Source organism: Floridaenema fluviatile BLCC-F154 (genome assembly GCF_041929135.1).
Taxonomy (GTDB): Bacteria; Cyanobacteriota; Cyanobacteriia; order Cyanobacteriales; family Aerosakkonemataceae; genus Floridanema; species Floridanema fluviatile.
Genome location: NZ_JBHFNS010000077.1, coordinates 157,864 through 176,273 on the forward strand (window position 1 = coordinate 157,864; position 18,410 = coordinate 176,273).

Sequence of the window (18,410 nt, forward strand, 5' to 3'; positions counted from 1 at the left end):
ATGATTTAAGCTGAGACTGATTGCTTCTTTATCTTAAGTAGTGCGTCAAATGTTAATTATTGCGATTTTAACCAGTTTTTCTCCTCTGACGCACCCTACGACAATAGCTAAATTACAGTAAATTTACGTAAAGTTTATCTAAAACTAGCTTTTAATGTGAATTTCTCATGAAGATTTCATAAATCTAAGGTTAAGCTTGTGTAGTAATACTGAAATTCTCTGGTAAGGAATCAGGTATGAGTAAGGCAAGTTTGCTAGCAATCTCCGCAGCACTTGGCGTTACCGCAGGTAGTCTCGGATTAGCAACACCTGCGTTCGCCGTTCAGTTAACATTAGTGCAAGACGAACCCTACGCACCCGCACCTAGCGGCTGGGTAGATTTAGGGTGGAAAGTGGAAGGTCGTGCAGGCGCACCTTTAGGAGAAGATTATGAATTTGCGATCGGTCCAGATGGTGCTCAAGCAAACAAAACTGATGATATTTACCGCGATTGGAACAATGGCGAAACAGTAGATTGGTCATTTAATTGGGATGGTCAAACTGCTAAATTTACTCTAGCTGGTGAAGACATTTTCTACTCTTTATTGAATCCTTCACCTAACATTTTTAATGGCTTTTCTTTGCTGACAAATGTTGATACTAGAACTTACGATGCTCCGGCTTTAGGAGAACGAAGAGTCGAAGAAGGAACGGCAATTGATTTAATAGTTGAAACCCTGAACGGGGAAGCTGTTAATAACATTTTTAGCAATGCTATTGGACAAGGGGAAGAAGTCCAAAATTTGAGTAAGAAATTCTTTTCTAGTTCGGAAACAATTAACTCCTTAGCTGGCACAGTTAAGGTAAGTTGGTTAAGTATCGATCCCAATGAAATTAAAGCTCGTTCTCGCGTTTCTTTCCAACTTGAAGGTTACGATTTCAATGGTGAACAAACTTCGATTCCTGAACCTACCTCAATATTAAGTTTGTTAGCTTTTGGCGCTTTTGGTATTGGTTCAGTAATTAAACGCCGCCAAGTAAATTAAAAAGTTAAATGGGATACGGTTAATCTGGTACGATCGCCATAAAAATAACTCAATCCAACTTTAAAATTGAGTATGAACACGACGAAACCTGATTTAACTGTGCAAACATCAGCTAGCGAAGATTATCCCTTAAGTCCTGTTCCTGAGTCTTCCCGGAAATCTCTGTGGTCATTGACACCACTTTTAATGGGTTTTACGCTGTACTCAGGAACACTATTTGCAGGTGGTTTAGTTGGCCCTGCTTATCGTTTTTGGCCCGATTTAATTACCATCATTCTTGTCGGGAATTTAATTTTAGGAACTTATGCTTCTGCACTTAGTTATATTGCCGCTAAAACTGGATTAAATACAGTATTAATGGCGCAATTTAGTTTTGGTAAAATCGGTTCCCGGTGGGTGGATTTTATCTTGGGTTTTACTCAGATTGGTTGGTATGCTTGGGGTTCGGCTTTAATGGCAGAATTAGCTAACAAACTGTTAGGAGTTCCTGCTAGTTGGAATTGGTTAATTATTCTGTTTTTTACTTATTTCTTTTGTATAACCGCTTATATTGGCTATCGGGCAATGGATTGGTTATCGCGGATTGCTGTGCCCGCAATGTTAATTTTAATGTGTTGGAGTTTGGCGATCGCATTTGCGAAAGTCGGCGGTTGGGAAAGTTTACAATCAATTCAACCCACTAAAGAATTAGGATTAGGAGAAGCTTTAACAATTATTGTCGGCACTTTCGTTTCTGGTGGTACTCAAGCTACTAATTGGAGTCGCTTCGCCAACTCTGGAAAAACTGCTTTAATTAGTACTTTTTCTGCTTTTCTTTTTGCCAATGGGTTTCTAATTTTTTGTGGTTCATTTTGCGCTTTAGTTTATGGCAATGAAGATATTGTACAAGTAATGGTAATACAAGGCTTACTTTTCTGGGGTTTAGTCTTGTTATTCTTTAATATGTGGACAACGCAAGATAACACTATTTATGCCTTTTCTGTCGCAGGCGCACATTTTTTTCGTAGTAATAAACGCACTGCTTTTGTATTAGGTGGTGCTACTGCGGCTTTAATCCTCGCTTGGGGCGGAATTTATAATTTGCTAATTCCTTATTTAATTTTACTTGGTACTTTTATTCCTCCGATTGGTGGGGTAATTATGGCAGATTATTGGTTAATTAATCGCCAAGAATTCCCCGCTTTAGACTCTCGGCAACCTGCATTTAATTGGGCGGGAATTATTGCTTATGTTTTGGCAAGTGCGATCGCTTACTTATCTCCAGGCATTAAACCAATTAACGGTATCATTTCTGCGATCGTTCTTTACTTTATCCTGCGCCGTTTCATCTTCCGTTCTCACCATAGACCAATTGAAAATTAATTATCAAAATTACTCGATCGCTGTTAAAATAGGAAAATCAAAAACTACGACAAAAGCAGCATCATGGCAGAAAAAATACCGACTGCGGCTGAATATGTTGATACAATATCTCAATTAGTTGATTTGCCGATCGATCCCGAACATCGTCCAGGTGTCATCCAAAACTTTGAGCGAATTATGACGATCGCCAAATTAATCACAGAATTTCCTTTACCTGAAGATCTCGAAGCAGCACCCATATTTGAACCATAACCAAACTCGATCTAGAGTTACCTATGGAATCAATCCAAAATCTAAAATCTAAAATCTAAAATCGAATGGCTTACGGTTTTCCTGATGCTACCCAAATCGCCGAAGTAGTTAGACAAAAAGAAGTTTCTGCCAAATCAATTGTTGCCGCATCATTGGCGCGAATTGCTGACCGAAATTACAAGTATAATTGCTTCACAAATGTAATCGCTGAAACTGCTTTGGCAGAAGCTGAAAAAATCGATCGCACCATCTCTGAAGGCAAAGACCCAGGTATTTTAGCCGGAGTTCCTTTTGCAGTTAAAAACCTCTTTGATGTTGCCGGAATTACAACTTTAGCAGGCGCAAAAATTAACGCCGAAAATCCTCCCGCTAGCCGTGATGCTACCGCAGTTGCTAGGTTGAAAAAAGCAGGTGCGATTCTCGTTGGTACATTAAATATGGACGAGTACGCCTACGGTTTTGTCACCGAAAATAGCCACTATGGACCAACTCGAAATCCTCACAATCTCAATTGTATTGCTGGTGGATCTTCCGGTGGTTCCGCTGCTGCTGTCGCCGCTGGACTTGTACCAATTACTTTAGGTTCGGACACCAACGGATCGATTAGAGTTCCCGCAGCTTTTTGCGGAATTTTCGGTTTAAAACCTACTTACGGTCGTTTATCTCGATCGGGCGCATTCTTATTTGCTGCTAGCTTCGATCATATCGGCCCTTTTGCTCGATCGGTCCGAGATCTTGCCGCTATTTTTGATGTTTTGCAAGGAGAAGATCCTCAAGATCCAGTTTGCACTAAAAGACCTCCAGAACCTTGTTTACCACAATTAAATCAGGGAATTGAAGGTTTAAGAATTGCCATTGCTGGGGAATATTTTGCCGAAAATGCAGCACCGGAAGCATTAGCCGCAGTTGCTAAAGTTGCACTGGCTTTAAATACTACTGAAATAGTCACTATTCCCGAACCACATCGCGCCAGAGCCGCAGCATTTATTATTACTGCTAGTGAAGGCGCAAATTTACATTTAAAAAATATCAAATCTCGCCCTCAAGATTTCGATATTGCTACACGCGATCGCTTTATTGCCGGAGCATTAATTCCTACAACTTGGTATATTCAAGCCCAAAGATTTCGGCGTTGGTATCGCGATCGCTTACGAGAAATTTTTGCTAATGTTGATATAATTATTACCCCGACAACACCTTGCGCTGCCCCAGAAATTGGACAAGAAAAAATGGTAATTGCTGGCGAAGAAATGTTAGTTCGTCCTAACTTAGGATTATTCACTCAACCTCTATCTTTTGTCGGTTTACCAATAATTTCTGTACCCATACAACGTCCCGGTGACTTACCTTTAGGCGTGCAAATTATCGGCGCACCTTACAAAGAAGCATTGGTTTTTCGAGTAGCAAAGTATTTGGAGGATATAAGTATTACTACGGTGTCAGTTATACAGTAAAAAAATTATAATTTTGGCATACCTGTATATCCATTCGCTGATTTATTGCTTTTCAGCTAATAGCTGAATTTTGGCAACAAAGTATAGAAATGGAAACTATATCTCTTTTATCAATTAGAGATTAGTAATTTCTAAGAATCATTTGTCTAAGTGATATTAGGTAGTTATGAAAAATCTATAAAGGGTAATCTATCACAATAAACTGTTTATTTGAGGCAAAGAAACTCATGGGTTTTCTTAGATTTATTTTGGCTGTTAGCGTTATTATTGCTCATGCTTCACCCATTGCTGGATTAAGATTTGTTGGCGGATCGATCGCTGTTGAAACATTTTTTATGATATCTGGTTTCTACATGGCATTAATTTTAACGGAAAAGTATGTAGGTAAAGGTAGATATCAAGCATTTTTGCAAAGTAGACTGTTACGACTATTTCCAGCGTATTGGGTAGTTGCCATTTTTATAGTTCTCATTTCTGTACTGCACAGCACTTTTTTAGAAGGAGGTTTAGTTCTCCAAAGCTGGATGCAAAATTGGAATGTATTAAATATATTTTCCAAAATTTTTCTAATCTTTACTAACATTTTCATAGTTGGTCAAGATTGGGGAACCTTTTTGCAAGTTCATCAACCAGATGGCTATTTAACACTTGCTTTAGATTACACGAAAACCGAGCCTCAAGTACATACTTTTTTACTGATTCCTCCAGCCTGGTCTTTGAGTGTAGAATTACTATTTTATATGATTGCACCTCTATTAGTAAGCCGAAACTTACTAACAATTGTTTTAATGATGTTCGCTAGTTTAATATTAAGGCTGGGGCTTTATTCGGTAGGCTTAGATCACGACCCTTGGACATATAGATTCTTTCCTACGGAGTTATTATTTTTCTTAGGCGGAATCATTTCTTACAGAATTTATGCCAAGTTTAAAAATCATATTTTAGATCCGGGAAAATTGCTGTTAATAATGTTATTTGCTCAAGCTTTTACCCTGGGATATCAATTTATTCCCGAAACTGTGTTTAAACAATGGATCTACTATGCGGTATTGTTAGTATCATTACCATTCGTTTTTATCTACACCAAAAAAAGCAAATTTGATAGGTTATTGGGAGAATTATCTTATCCAATATATATAGTTCATCTTTTTGTAGTTGTTCTCATTGGACGAATTGTATATAGCACTGCTTTAAAAACAGTAGTACAAAACCGTCAAGAATTAATTCTAGAGAATTTCTCTGGCATTATTACGTTGTTTGTGTCAACTTTACTTGCCATACTATTAATTAAATTAGTGATGGAACCAGTGGAAGGATATAGGCAAAGTATTGCTAAAAAATTAACTCAGACGAAACCAGCTTCAGAATTATAAATTATTCATTTTGTAGGGGCGGGTTTAGCTGAAATCCTTGCTGTGTGAAAGATATACCAATCAAAACCCGCCCCCAAATGTACCGCATCCAAACGAGAAACGCTATATTAAATCTGCCCCTACAAACTCAAAACTTTTTTCGGTTCTGTGCTTGCTTCCAAGCTTTCCTTGCTCTCTCCCTGGCTTTGGCTAAAATTTCCTTTTCATCTACGGTCAAAATTTGGCGATTTTGCATCACAATTTTCCCGTCTACCATCACAGTATGTACGTCCGATCCTCTAGCAGAATAAACTAAAGTGGCGATCGGATCGTGCAACGGAGTTAAATGAGGAACTTGAGTATCAATTAAGATTAAATCAGCTAAAAAACCGGGTTGAATCGCACCTAAAGAATCGCCCATGCCGATCGCCTTTGCACCACCTCTCGTTGCCATGCGAAACACATCTTTTGCCACTAAAATATCTGGCTGACGAGTAACAACTTTCTGCAAAAGTGCCGCATCTTTCATAGTTTGAATCATATCTTGATTGTTATTACAAGCTGGGCCATCGCACGCTAAACCAATATTAATATTTTTGGCTCTTAATTTGGGAATTGGCGCTACACCCGAAGCTAAAATCATGTTGCTGGTAGGATCGTGAATCACATGAGAACCCGTTTCAGCAATTAACTCAATGTCGGAGTCAGAAAGGTGAACGCAATGATTTAACATTACTTGATTTCCTAATGCTCCCACATCTGCTAACATTTCTACATTACTTTTACCAGTTCGCTGTCTTACTAAATCGTTATATTCGGGAGTTTCGGAAGTGTGGAGGTGAATTAAAACATTTTTATTTTGGGAAATTTGGATAGCATCTTCAAAGGCTTTGGGGCTCGAACTCCAAGGAACTAAAGGGCCTACACCAATGCGAGTTCTGCTAGTTTGACAATGACAAATTAAGTGTTCGGAACGGCGCATAATATCGGCACGAGTTTCGATAAAATCTTCATAAAAATTTTCATCGTTTGTACAGCGAAAAAAGATGGAACGAATACCCGTGCGATCTAAACTATTGACGGAAATTTCATCTACGCCGTCGCTATAATGGGGGGTAAAAAATATTTCGCAAATCGTAGTATTTCCTGCTTTCAGATTTTCGATCGCACCCAATTCCATACTAATAGCATAATCTTCCGGCTCAAAAGCTTGCATCAGAGGAATTTGTGTTTCCGAAAGCCAATGTAACAAAGTACGATCGCTACCCAAAGAACGTCCTAAAATCATACATAAATGGGTGTGAGCGTTGATGAAGCCGGGACAAACTAACATTCCTGTGGCATCGATAACTCGATCGACATCGCTGGTTTCAGGTTGACCGCTGCCAACCGCGACAATTTTATTTTCTACTCCTAAAACATATCCATTTTCGATGATTGTACCAGCATCGTCGCTAGTCAAAATCGTGCCCCCTGAAATTAGCCAATTAGACATTGAGGATTTTTCCTTCGTGATTTATACTTTGTGAATTTTAACCTTTTGAGCAATATGTATTTATGATGTCTTTTGGTCATCTACCTATGGGAATACTAATATTAAAGAATGAATTGAGTTGATAAATATGGAATTAGTTAACATGAACACAAAAATTCCTGGTTATCGGATCACCGAGCCATTATATGCAGGGTCTAAAACTCTGGTATATCGCGCAGTTAGGGAACTAGACGAGCAACCTGTAGTTATTAAGCTGCTCCGGCAAGAATATCCTAGTTTTCGGGAGTTGCTGCAATTTCGCAATCAGTACGCGATCGCTAAAAATCTCGATTTACCTGGAGTCGTCCGTTGCTACGCCTTGGAAAACTACCGCAGCAGCTATATCCTAATTATGGAAGATTTTGGGGGTGTTTCTTTAAAACAATACATTTCAAATCATACCCTTAATGTAGGAGAATTTTTGCCGATCGCGTTACAAATTGTTACCGCTTTAGATGGTCTTTACAGCCAGCGAATTATTCATAAAGACATCAAACCTGCAAATATTCTGATTAATCTAACTACCAAACAAGTTAAACTAATTGACTTTAGTATTGCTTCCTTACTTCCCAGAGAAACTCAGGAAATCAAAGGTAATAACGTTTTTGAAGGTACCTTAGCTTACATTTCTCCAGAACAAACTGGTCGCATGAATCGGGGAATTGATTATCGTACTGACTTTTATTCGCTAGGAGTAACTTTTTACGAATTACTAACTGGTAGGCTTCCTTTTCCCACTAACGAACCAATGGAATTGGTGCATTCTCACCTTACTAAACAACCGATCGCAGTCCACAATTTAAATCCTACTATTCCCTTAGTATTAGCCAATATCGTTGATAAATTAATGGCAAAAAATGCCGAAGATCGTTATCAAAGCGCCTTGGGAATTAAACATGATTTAGAAATTTGCTTAAATCAATGGGAATCAACAGGAAAGATTCCATCATTTGAGTTAGGTAAACGGGACATTTGCGATCGCTTTGTCATTTCTGAAAAACTGTATGGTCGTCAAGCAGAAGTTAACACTTTATTAGCTGCGTTCGATCGGGTAAGTCAAGAAAGCAGCGAACTGATACTTGTCGCCGGATTTTCTGGTATTGGTAAAACAGCCGTTGTCAATGAAGTTCACAAACCAATTGTTCGACAAAAAGGCTATTTCATCAAAGGAAAATTTGACCAATTTCAGCGCAACATTCCCTTTTCTGCCTTTGTCCAAGCCTTTCGAGATTTAATGGAACAATTGCTCAGTGAAAGCGATGAAAAACTCCAAAAATGGCAGAAAAAAATATTAGCAGCTTTGGGAGAAAACGGTCAAGTAATTATTGAAGTTATTCCCGAACTTGAACAAATTATTGGTCAACAACCAGAAGTTCCCGAACTCTCAGGCGAAGCAGCGCAAAACCGTTTTAATCTTTTATTCCAAAAGTTTATTCAAGTCTTCACAAATCAAGAACATCCCTTAACAATTTTTATTGACGACTTGCAGTGGACAGACTCCGCCTCCTTAAAATTAATCGAACTATTAATGAGCGAAAAAGATACTCGTTATTTGTTATTAATTGGAGCTTATCGAGATAACGAAGTTAGTCCTACTCATCCGTTGATTTTAACTTTAGAAAAACTGCAAAAAATCGGCACAACCGTCAATACAATTACTTTGTCTCCTTTAGTTTTATTAGACTTAAATCATTTGATTGCTGATACGCTAAATTGTCCATTGGACATGGTATTACCTCTCACCGAATTGATATACCAAAAAACTACAGGAAATCCATTTTTTAGCAATCAATTTATCAAATATTTATATGAAGAACGGGTGATTAGTTTTAATTTTGAACTTGGTTATTGGCAATGTAACATGGCAGCAGTCAGAGCATTAGCGCCCACAGATGATATTGTAGAATTTATGGGAAAACAGCTGCAAAAATTATCCCAAAATACCCAAAATGCCCTAAAACTAGCAGCTTGTATTGGTAACGAATTTGACTTGCATACATTAGCGATCGTCGCTCAAAAAACTTCCGCAGAAATTGCCAATGATTTATGGGTAGCCTTACAAGAAGGATTAATTATTCCCAAAAATGAAGTTTACAAATTTTTCCAGCAAGATGAACTAGAAAAAATTAATTCGCCATTAACAATTGAATCAAATAATGGTGCTGCTTATAAATTTTTACACGACCGAGTACAACAAGCCGCTTATTTTCTGATTCCCCAAGCTGAGAAACATTTCACTCACCAACAAATAGGCAAGTTGCTTTTACAAAATACACCAGTTGCAGAAAGAGAAGACAACATTTTTGAAATAGTCAATCATCTGAACATTGGTGAGGATGACATTACCATTCTATCAGAAAAAGCTGAATTAATTGAACTCAATCGTATTGCTGCTCGCAAAGCTAAATTAGCAACAGCTTATGAACTTGCTGCTAAATATTTGAATGTCGCTTTAGATTTGCTCAGTGATGATTGCTGGGAAACTGAATACGATCGAGCGATTAACCTTTATTTAGAAGCGATCGAAGCAGAGTATTTAAATGCCAACTTTCAAAAAGCTGAAACTTTAGCAGAAATTGCCATCCAATCTGCTCAACAAGACCTAGATAAAGTTAAAGTTTATGCCAAAAAATTATTACTCTCGATCGCCCAAAATCGCCTCGCTGAAGTATTAGAAATAGCAACAACTGCTCTGCAAATTTTAGAAGTTGATTTACCAGAAAATCCCGATGCACCATCTACTTTTGTTAGCCAACTTCAGCAAGATATGAGTATTCACGGAATAGAGCAAATTGAAGATTTATCTGGCTTAGATTTAATGACCGATCCTCATAAATTGGCAGCCATGCGAATTCTGATGATTTTGTTTGCTCCAGTGTTGATCGGCTATCCTCATTTGATGCCACTTTTAGGATTTAAAATGGTCGATTTGTGCGTAAAATACGGCAATTCACCCTTAGCAACATTTGCTTATGTTTTCTATGGTTGGTTACTTTGTGGCGTTCTAGGAGATATCGAAGCGGGATATAAATTTGGTCAATTAGGTGTGAATTTATTGTCCCAGTTTAGCGTCAGCGAAATTAACTGTCGCACTGAAGAAGTATTTTATGGATTTGTCAAACATTGGAAAGATCCTTTATCAACAACCCTCGATCCTTTGCTGAAGTCATTTCAAGCAGGAATTGATGTCGGAGATTTAGAATATGCAGGTTACAGTGCGACTATTTACTGTCACAATCTCTTTTTCGTTGGTCAACCTTTGGATTATGTAACTCAAGAACAGGAAAAATTTATTAATGTGATGCGAAAGAATAAACAAGAATTCTTGATTAATCACACCAGTATTATTTGTCAATTAGGGTTACAATTCCAAGGAAAATCTCAAGCAATATATCAACTGAGAGGCGAAAGTTTTGACGAAATAACAATGATGCCGGAGTTTATTGAAAAGAAAACCGTAATGTCAATCTTTTCGGTTTACAACTGCAAAGCCATTCTTTGTTATTTCTTAAAAGACTTTGAACAAGCATTAGCAAATGCGCGATCGGCAAATGAATATGTGATGGCAGTTGGCGGAATGGATGTTTTTGCTGAACACTACTTTTATTATTCTTTAGCATTGCTAGCTTGTGCCAATATAGCAACAGCAGATAACCTCAACATCTATTTAGAACAAGTGAAAGTTAATCAAGAAAAAATGCAAGTTTGGGCAAACTCCGCGCCAATGAACTATAAACATAAATATGATTTGATCGAAGCTGAAAAGTTACGAGTTCTGGGAAATACCTGGGAAGCCGCAGATTTTTACGATCGCGCAATTCAAGGTGCTAAAGAACAAAATTATCTCCAAGAAGAAGCCTTGGCTAATGAACTCGCAGCCGAATTTTATTTCACTCAAGGACGGGAAAAGTTAGCTAAAGTTTATTTAGTCGATGCTTACTACGCTTATGAACGCTGGGGAGCAAAAATTAAAATTCAAGATTTAGAAGCACGCTATCAGCAACTACTGATCTCAATGCTCGAATCAGAAAAAGTTTACTTTCAGTCAGTACAAACTACTATAAGTGATAACTCTTTTGTTCATGATACTAATACTCAAACCTCAATTACTCAGGAAAGTTCTAGTACTTCTGAAGCCCTAGATTTACTAGATTTAGCAGCAGTGATTAAAGCCTCTCAAGCCTTATCTGGCGAGATTCAATTAGAGCAATTATTGGCTAAATTAATGCAAGTAGTAATGGAAAATGCAGGTGCAGATCAAGGAAGTTTAATGCTAAACCGTGAAGGTAATTTAGAAATTGTAGCTCGTTGTACTGGTTCGCGAGATTTTTATCAGTTAAATCTACCTGTAGAAGCTAGTTTTGACGTTCCTTTGCCTGTGATCAATTTCGTTAAACGCACCCAAGAAACTGTTCTAATTAACGACCCTCTGAGTCATGCTTCCTTTGCCACAGATGCTTATTTTATGGCTAATCAACCTAAAAGTTTCTTATGTACTCCGATTCTCAATCAAGGTAAATTAATTGGTATCCTTTACTTGGAAAATAGCATAGCTTCGGGAGCATTTACAAGCGATCGCCTAGAAGTCCTTCACTTACTTTCTTCCCAAGCTGCCATTTCTTTAGAAAATGCGACTCTTTACAGCACCTTAGAACAAAAAGTAATCGAACGTACCCAAGAACTTTCTCAAGCTTTAGAAGATTTGAAAACCACGCAAAAACGACTCGTAGAATCAGAAAAAATGGCGGCTTTAGGTAGCTTGGTAGCAGGAGTAGCACACGAAATAAACACCCCTGTTGGTACTAGCATTACCGTAGCCTCTACTTTAGCTGATGCTACCCAATCATTTATTAATTCAGTGGAACAAGGACAATTAAAGCGATCGACTTTAAACAACTATTTGGAAGTAGCAACTGAAAGCACAGAATTGATTTTACATAATCTTCAACGTGCGGGAGAATTAATTCAAAGCTTCAAACAAGTAGCTGTCGATCAAGCCAATTTAGAAAAACGTCGGTTTAGCGTAAAATCATATTTAGAGGAAGTTTTACTTAGCCTTGCACCCCAATTCAAACACCCTGGTCACACCCTAATCGTAGAAGGTGACGAAAATATTACCATTGACAGTTATCCTGGTGCATTGGCACAAATTATCACTAACTTAGTCGTAAACTCCCTCACTCACGCCTATCAAGTAGGAGAATGCGGAAATTTAAAATTGGAAATTTCGCAACAAAATCAAGTGGCGATCGTTCAGTACAGTGATGATGGTTGCGGTATTCCTTCAGAAAACTTGGATAAAATTTTCAATCCCTTTTTTACAACAGCAAGGAACCAAGGAGGTAGCGGTTTAGGTTTACATATCGTTCATAACTTAGTTACCCAAAAACTCCAAGGAACGATCGATGTTCGTAGCGAGGATAATTTGGGTACTCTATTTATTATGAAATTCCCCCTTTGAGGACTAGGGGGGAGCGGGACAGGGTGGCAGGGTGGCAGGGTAGCGGGGTGTAAAAAAATCTATCTTATTTTGTTGGAGAGAATAAATCATGATTGTTCATAATCATAACAGTAACAAGCTTCAGACAGACGATGACAATGAGGATTTTTTGATATTAGAAGAAGACACAGAATTAGTAAGTACGGAAGTAGGGGGAAATCTAGCGGAAAATTCCCCTGCCGATCCAGAATCTCCGGTTTGGAAAATTGCCATCGTTGATGATGATGCCACTGTCCACCAAGCAACAAGGTTAGCTTTAAAAAACTTTCTATTTGAGAATAAACCCTTAGCTTTTCTCTCAGCTTACTCTGGTTTAGAAGCAAAGCGATTAATTGCCGAAAACTCTGATATCGCTTTTATTTTGCTAGATGTAGTAATGGAAACCAACGATGCTGGTTTAGAAGTAGTTCGTTATATTCGCGAGGAACTGAATAATCAAAATGTTCAAATTGTTTTACGTACAGGTCAACCAGGAGAAGCACCAGAAGAATCAGTGATTGTTGCTTATAAAATCAACGATTATAAACTTAAAACTGAACTGACTCGACAAAAATTAATTACAGCAATGATTTCCGCTTTGCGGGCATACCGAAATGCGATCGCCCTAGAAACACAAGCCAACAATTTAGCTCAAACTTTGCGTGACTTAGAAAAAACTCAACTGCAACTAATTGAAAGCGAAAAGATGTCTGCTTTGGGATATCTGGTAACTGGAATTGCTTACGAAATCAATAATCCATTAGGATGGATTTCCGGTAATTTGAGTTTGCTGGAAGAATTAGTACACAACTTGTTGCAACTAGTTGAATCCCATCATCAACTATGCCCTAGCCTCTGTACGGAAATTAAATCAAAAGTTGAGGAACTTGACTTAGAATATCTCAAAGAAGACTTACCAAAATTGATTACTTCTACCAAAGAAGGAATCGATCGCCTCCACCAGCTAAGTAACAGCTTACGCATCTTTTCTAAAACTAACACAGATGCAAAAATCCCTCTGAATATTCATGAATGTATCGACAGCACTCTGCTAATTTTGAAACATCGTTTGAAAGCCAACAATTATCATCCGGCAATCGAAGTATCGAAAGAATATGGTAATATACCTTTGGTTCAATGCTTTCCCGGACAATTAAATCAAGTCCTGATGAATCTGCTCAATAATGCTATCGATGCAGTAAAAGAATCTAGTCGAGAACGCAATTTCTCAGAGATTCAAGCAAATCCCAATCGTATTACTATTCAGACTGCTTGGGAAGATCAAAGACACATTATCATTCGGATTCAAGATAATGGTGTCGGAATGTCGGAAGCAATTCAGCAACAGGCTTTTGAACCATTTTTTACCACGAAATCTGGTAAACAAGCAAGCGGATTAGGATTAGCGATCGCTCGTCAAATTGTCGTCGAAAAACATCAAGGAAGTATCAAAGTAACATCATCCCCAGGAGAAGGTGCAGAGTTTGCGATCGTTCTGCCGATCCAGCGTAACTAATTACCCCATTCTCTAACACTCCATCTCTATTTTCGATCTGAAAATAAAAGTGTCATTCCCATGACGTGCCTAAAATTTTAAATTTTTCAGGCACAAAAACAGTTATTTTTGGAAAGACAAAAATGCTTATTGTTCAGGTAGTTTTCGGGTCATTCAAACTCAAATAATTTCGTTGAGATTTATTGGCGCTACAAATGAATATTGATTACCGTAAAGCAGAGACGATTCCTGACAGAAAAACGTCTCTCGACAGATTTTTTCGCTAATTTTCACAATCTGCCTATAGTTATAAATATACCTATATATAGGAAGATGAACGATACTTACATCAGAATATTTCTAGATGATTATCTATATAAATGAAGAGGAAATTAGGCATATTTACTAGCTAATCTTAGCACTGAGTATATGGATTAGCAGGAGTTGGAAATGGCAATTTCACAATCATTAATGGGGAATCAATTATTAATTGGTACACCTGAGCCAGACTTTATTGCTGGATTAGAAAATACCGACACAATCTTAGGCGCAAAAGGTGAAGATATTCTAGTTGCTAATGAAGACTTAAGTATGGTCAATGGCAACCAAGGAAGCGACACAATTAATGGTAATGAAAGCGACCAAATGTTGCGTGGAGGTCAGAACAATGACTTTATTGCTGCTAATATCGGCAACGACACAATATTAGGCGATTTAGGTAGCGATACTTTAATAGGCGATCCCGGAGATGACTTAATATTTGGAGCTCCATTTGAAGATGTAGACTTTGCCGGAGATGGGCAAGATTATCTCTATGGCGGACAAGGAAATGATACCTTATTCGGTGGTGCTGAAGACGATTTAGTATTTGGTAACGAAGATTCAGATATTCTTCACGGCAACAAAGGTAACGACACAATTTACGGCGGACAGGGTAAAGATACGATCTACGGAGGTCAAGAAAATGACCAACTTTTTGGTGACAAAGGTAATGATGTCCTTTGGGGAGATTTAGGCGTAGATAGCTTAAATGGTGGTAGTGGTGATGATGTATTTGTGATTGGTAGACGCAACGATGTAACAGGTTTTCTGAGTACAGGTGGAAGTACGATCGACCAAGCAACTTTCATCGCAGACTTTAACGACGGATTAGATTTAATTGCCTTAACAGGTGGGCTAACTTTTGACGACCTAGACATTTTTCAAGGTAGCGGAGAAAATGTCAGCAATACTATCATTCAAGACAAATCAACAGGCGAATTTTTAGCCAACTTACAAGGAATAGACTTCACCAGCCTTAGCAAAGCTGACTTTACTTATTCCACAGTTAGAATCAACAATTACCTATCATTCGATCGACCAACTTATACCATTGCCGAAGATGGCACACCTCAACTTAGCGTAAATATTAATCGTACAGGCGGAATAGATGAAGCCGTCGGTGCCACACTATTTAGCACAGACGGAACAGCCACCTCTCCAACTGACTACGACAACACCCCAATTACAGTTAATTTCGCACCTGGAGAAACCAGCCAAACAGTGGGAATTCCCATAGTTTCCGATGACATAATAGAAGGTGAAGAAACCTTTGATTTAAGTTTAGGTTTCCCCTTCAATGGTGCCACAGTTGGATCGCCACAAACAGCTACAGTTACGATTACAGACAACGGCGATACTGTAGCAGCTGCTGATGCCGGAACTATTGAATTTAGTAGTCCCCAATTTGCGGTTAACGAAAATGGCACACCGATCGCAACAGTAACATTAAATCGCACTGGTGGTGATAGCGGCCCAGTCAGTACCAAAATATTATTAAATGGTGGTACTGCTATTGGTGGAGCAGCACCTTTAGCCGAACCAGTAGACTACGACAACGAATTTATTACCGTTGAGTGGGAAGACGGAGATACTAGCCCTAAAACGATCGACATTCCCATCAATAACGACACATTGATTGAAGGTAATGAAACTGTTAATTTGACCTTGTGTGATTGCACAGGCGGCGCAACAGTTGGCGAACAAAGTACTGCTGTTCTCACCATTGTTGATAATAACGGCACACCTTCCGCATTAAATCCAGAAATTGATTTGTTTGTCGGCGGAACAGCTATTCCTGATGAGAACGGAAACGTTGATTTTGGTAATGTTGATATTGGTGACGATCTAAGTAAAACTTTCACCATTAAAAACAGCAGTCCTACAGATCTCCTAAGAATTAAAGGTTGGGAATTACCGGAAAATTACTTTTTAGAAGGAACTATTCCCGGAACTATTGCCCCTAATAGCCAAGCCAAATTCACCGTTTCAGTTGATACCATAACGGCAGGAAATCCTCAAGGGGAAATATTAATTCGTACCAACGATCTAGATGCAACTCCTTTTGTTTTCGATGTTTCTGCCGCAATAGAAGATGATGGCGATACTACTCCTCCCGATCGTCAAGGTGGTGAAATTGAACTAATCGCTAACGGTATGGAAATTAGTGATGATAGTTTAACTCCCATCAATTTTGGCGAAGCAGATGTGGGAGAAACTCTCAGCAAATCCTTCACAATTAGAAATAGCAGCGATAGCGAAACACTCACCTTAAGCAACTTCACCTTACCAAATGGATTTAGTTTAACTGGCGATTTTCCTGACAATATTGCACCCAATGGTGAAGAAACAATTACTGTGAATGTAGACACTTCCAGCGTTGGAAATCCTGAAGGTACTCTCAGTTTTGAAACTAGCGATAGTGACGAAAGTCCCTTTAATTTCGACCTCACAGCCACCATTAACCAAGATGATGATGATACTCCAGGCGAACCAGGCGGCGACATAGGTGGTGAAATTGAAGTTTTAGATAATGGAGTTTTTCCACTGACTGACGGTAGTGAGATTCCGGTTAATTTTGGTGAAACTGAAGTGGGAGAAACTCTCAGCAAAACCTTTACCATTAGAAATACCAGCGATAACAATCCGCTGACTCTAAGCAACTTAAATTTACCAAATGGATTTAGTTTAGCTGGGGATTTTCCTGACAGTATTGCACCCAATGGTGAAGAAACAATTACTGTGAATGTAGACACTTCCAGCGTTGGAAATCCTGAAGGTACTCTCAGTTTTGAAACTAGCGATAGTGACGAAAGCCCATTTAATTTCGACCTCACAGCCATCATTAATCAAGATGATGATGATACTCCAGGCGAACCAGGCGGCGACATAGGTGGTGAAATTGAAGTTTTAGATAATGGAGTTTTTCCACTTACTGACGGTAGTGAAATTCCGGTTGATTTTGGCGAAGCTGAAGTGGGAGAAACTCTCAGCAAAACCTTCACCATTAGGAATACCAGTGATAACAACCCTCTGACTTTAAGCAACTTAAATTTACCAAATGGATTTAGTTTAGCTGGGGATTTTCCTGACAGTATTGCACCCAATGGTGAAGAAACAATTACTGTGAATGTAGACACTTCCGGCGTTGGAAATCCTGAAGGTACTCTCAGTTTTGAAACTAGCGATAGTGACGAAAGCCCATTTAATTTCGACCTCACAGCCATCATTAATCAAGATGATGATACTCCAGGCGAACCAGGCGGTGAAACAGGTGCAGAAGTTGAAGTTTTAGATGCTGGATTTGAAATTACTGATGGTAATACTAGCGTCTATGACTTAGGAATTGTCGATATCGATGAAAGCCTGAGTAGAACCTTTACTATCAGAAATACTAGTGATAGTGACGAACTGGTTTTAGGTGACTTGACTTTACCTAATGGATTTAATTTGGCAGGTGATTTTCCTGATACGATCGCACCCAATAGCGAAGCTAATTTCACTATTAACATTGACACAACCGATCAGAATAACTTCCAAGGAACTCTCTCATTTGCAACCAATGATACTGATGAAAATCCTTTTGATTTTGTCATTGGTGCCACAGTACGCGATCCTTCTGCACCTGTAGAAATAATTGGCAGTCCTGGTAGAGATAGAATTCAAGGAGATGATGATGGCGTTGATATTATCTCTCCTGGTGCTGGCGCTGATATTATCACTTGGAGAAATGTTCCCCCACAAGGTATTACCGATGAAGTTATTGGTTTTATGCCTAACCGCGACAAATTGCAATTTGCCATAGCCAACTTCGGAGGTATTTCTAATATCAACCCTGTGACTGTTACTCAATTGTTAGGTGATGGTACAGATATTAGTGGAAATAACTTGATTATCTTCGAGGACAGTATCTCATTTGCCGATCGCACTGAAGCCGATTTAGCATTAGCAGAACAAAACGGTACTTCTGATTTCCCAGCTTTCTTCGTGTACTCTATTGGTGAAGAAAAGTACTTAGGTTACGATCCAATTGTCAACAACGCTGGCGATGCAACCAACATTGCTAAATTTGATATAGCACCAACAGCAGAAAGTTTCAGCTTCTTCAATTAAGCCAGTTTGAGCCAAGATTTTTTCAG

At 38.6% G+C, this 18,410-nt stretch carries 9 protein-coding genes; 8 read left to right on the forward strand and 1 reads right to left on the reverse strand.

Annotated elements, in window-relative coordinates; translation table 11 throughout:
• Positions 1-236 precede the first annotated feature (236 nt).
• The 5 genes from ACE1B6_RS21025 (at position 237) to ACE1B6_RS21045 (ending at position 5,466) form a co-directional block, all read left to right on the forward strand.
• Entirely contained in the window at positions 237-1,025 is a 789-nt protein-coding gene (locus ACE1B6_RS21025; protein ID WP_413259216.1) for a choice-of-anchor W domain-containing protein, read from the forward strand.
• Between the two features lie 72 nt (positions 1,026-1,097).
• Entirely contained in the window at positions 1,098-2,387 is a 1,290-nt protein-coding gene (gene codB / locus ACE1B6_RS21030; protein ID WP_413259217.1) for a cytosine permease, read from the forward strand.
• A gap of 63 nt (positions 2,388-2,450) precedes the next feature.
• Entirely contained in the window at positions 2,451-2,639 is a 189-nt protein-coding gene (locus tag ACE1B6_RS21035; protein ID WP_413259218.1) for a DUF4089 domain-containing protein, read from the forward strand.
• 65 nt (positions 2,640-2,704) lie between these two features.
• On the forward strand, positions 2,705-4,093 hold the full coding sequence (locus ACE1B6_RS21040) for an AtzE family amidohydrolase (RefSeq protein ID WP_413259219.1): 1,389 nt from the start codon (positions 2,705-2,707) through the stop codon (positions 4,091-4,093).
• Positions 4,094-4,320: 227 nt separating this feature from the next.
• Positions 4,321-5,466 carry an acyltransferase family protein gene (locus ACE1B6_RS21045; RefSeq protein WP_413259220.1) on the forward strand — a complete coding sequence of 382 codons (1,146 nt, stop codon included), beginning with the start codon at positions 4,321-4,323 and terminating at the stop codon, positions 5,464-5,466.
• A 127-nt stretch (positions 5,467-5,593) separates the two neighbouring features.
• Here the strand turns inward: ACE1B6_RS21045 and ACE1B6_RS21050 are convergent, their stop codons facing one another.
• Positions 5,594-6,940 (reverse strand): amidohydrolase family protein, encoded by a 1,347-nt coding sequence (locus ACE1B6_RS21050; RefSeq protein ID WP_413259221.1) that lies wholly within the window; start codon positions 6,938-6,940, stop codon positions 5,594-5,596.
• Positions 6,941-7,082: 142 nt separating this feature from the next.
• Here ACE1B6_RS21050 and ACE1B6_RS21055 point away from each other — a divergent pair, with 142 nt between their 5' ends.
• The 3 genes from ACE1B6_RS21055 to ACE1B6_RS21065 all read left to right on the forward strand — a co-directional run bounded on the left by ACE1B6_RS21055 (position 7,083) and on the right by ACE1B6_RS21065 (position 18,384).
• On the forward strand, positions 7,083-12,440 hold the full coding sequence (locus ACE1B6_RS21055) for a trifunctional serine/threonine-protein kinase/ATP-binding protein/sensor histidine kinase (RefSeq protein ID WP_413259222.1): 5,358 nt from the start codon (positions 7,083-7,085) through the stop codon (positions 12,438-12,440).
• Positions 12,441-12,528: 88 nt separating this feature from the next.
• On the forward strand, positions 12,529-13,974 hold the full coding sequence (locus ACE1B6_RS21060; protein WP_413259223.1) for an ATP-binding protein: 1,446 nt from the start codon (positions 12,529-12,531) through the stop codon (positions 13,972-13,974).
• Positions 13,975-14,403: 429 nt separating this feature from the next.
• Positions 14,404-18,384, forward strand: coding sequence for a choice-of-anchor D domain-containing protein (locus ACE1B6_RS21065; protein ID WP_413259224.1), 3,981 nt, complete (start codon positions 14,404-14,406; stop codon positions 18,382-18,384).
• Positions 18,385-18,410 lie beyond the last annotated feature (26 nt).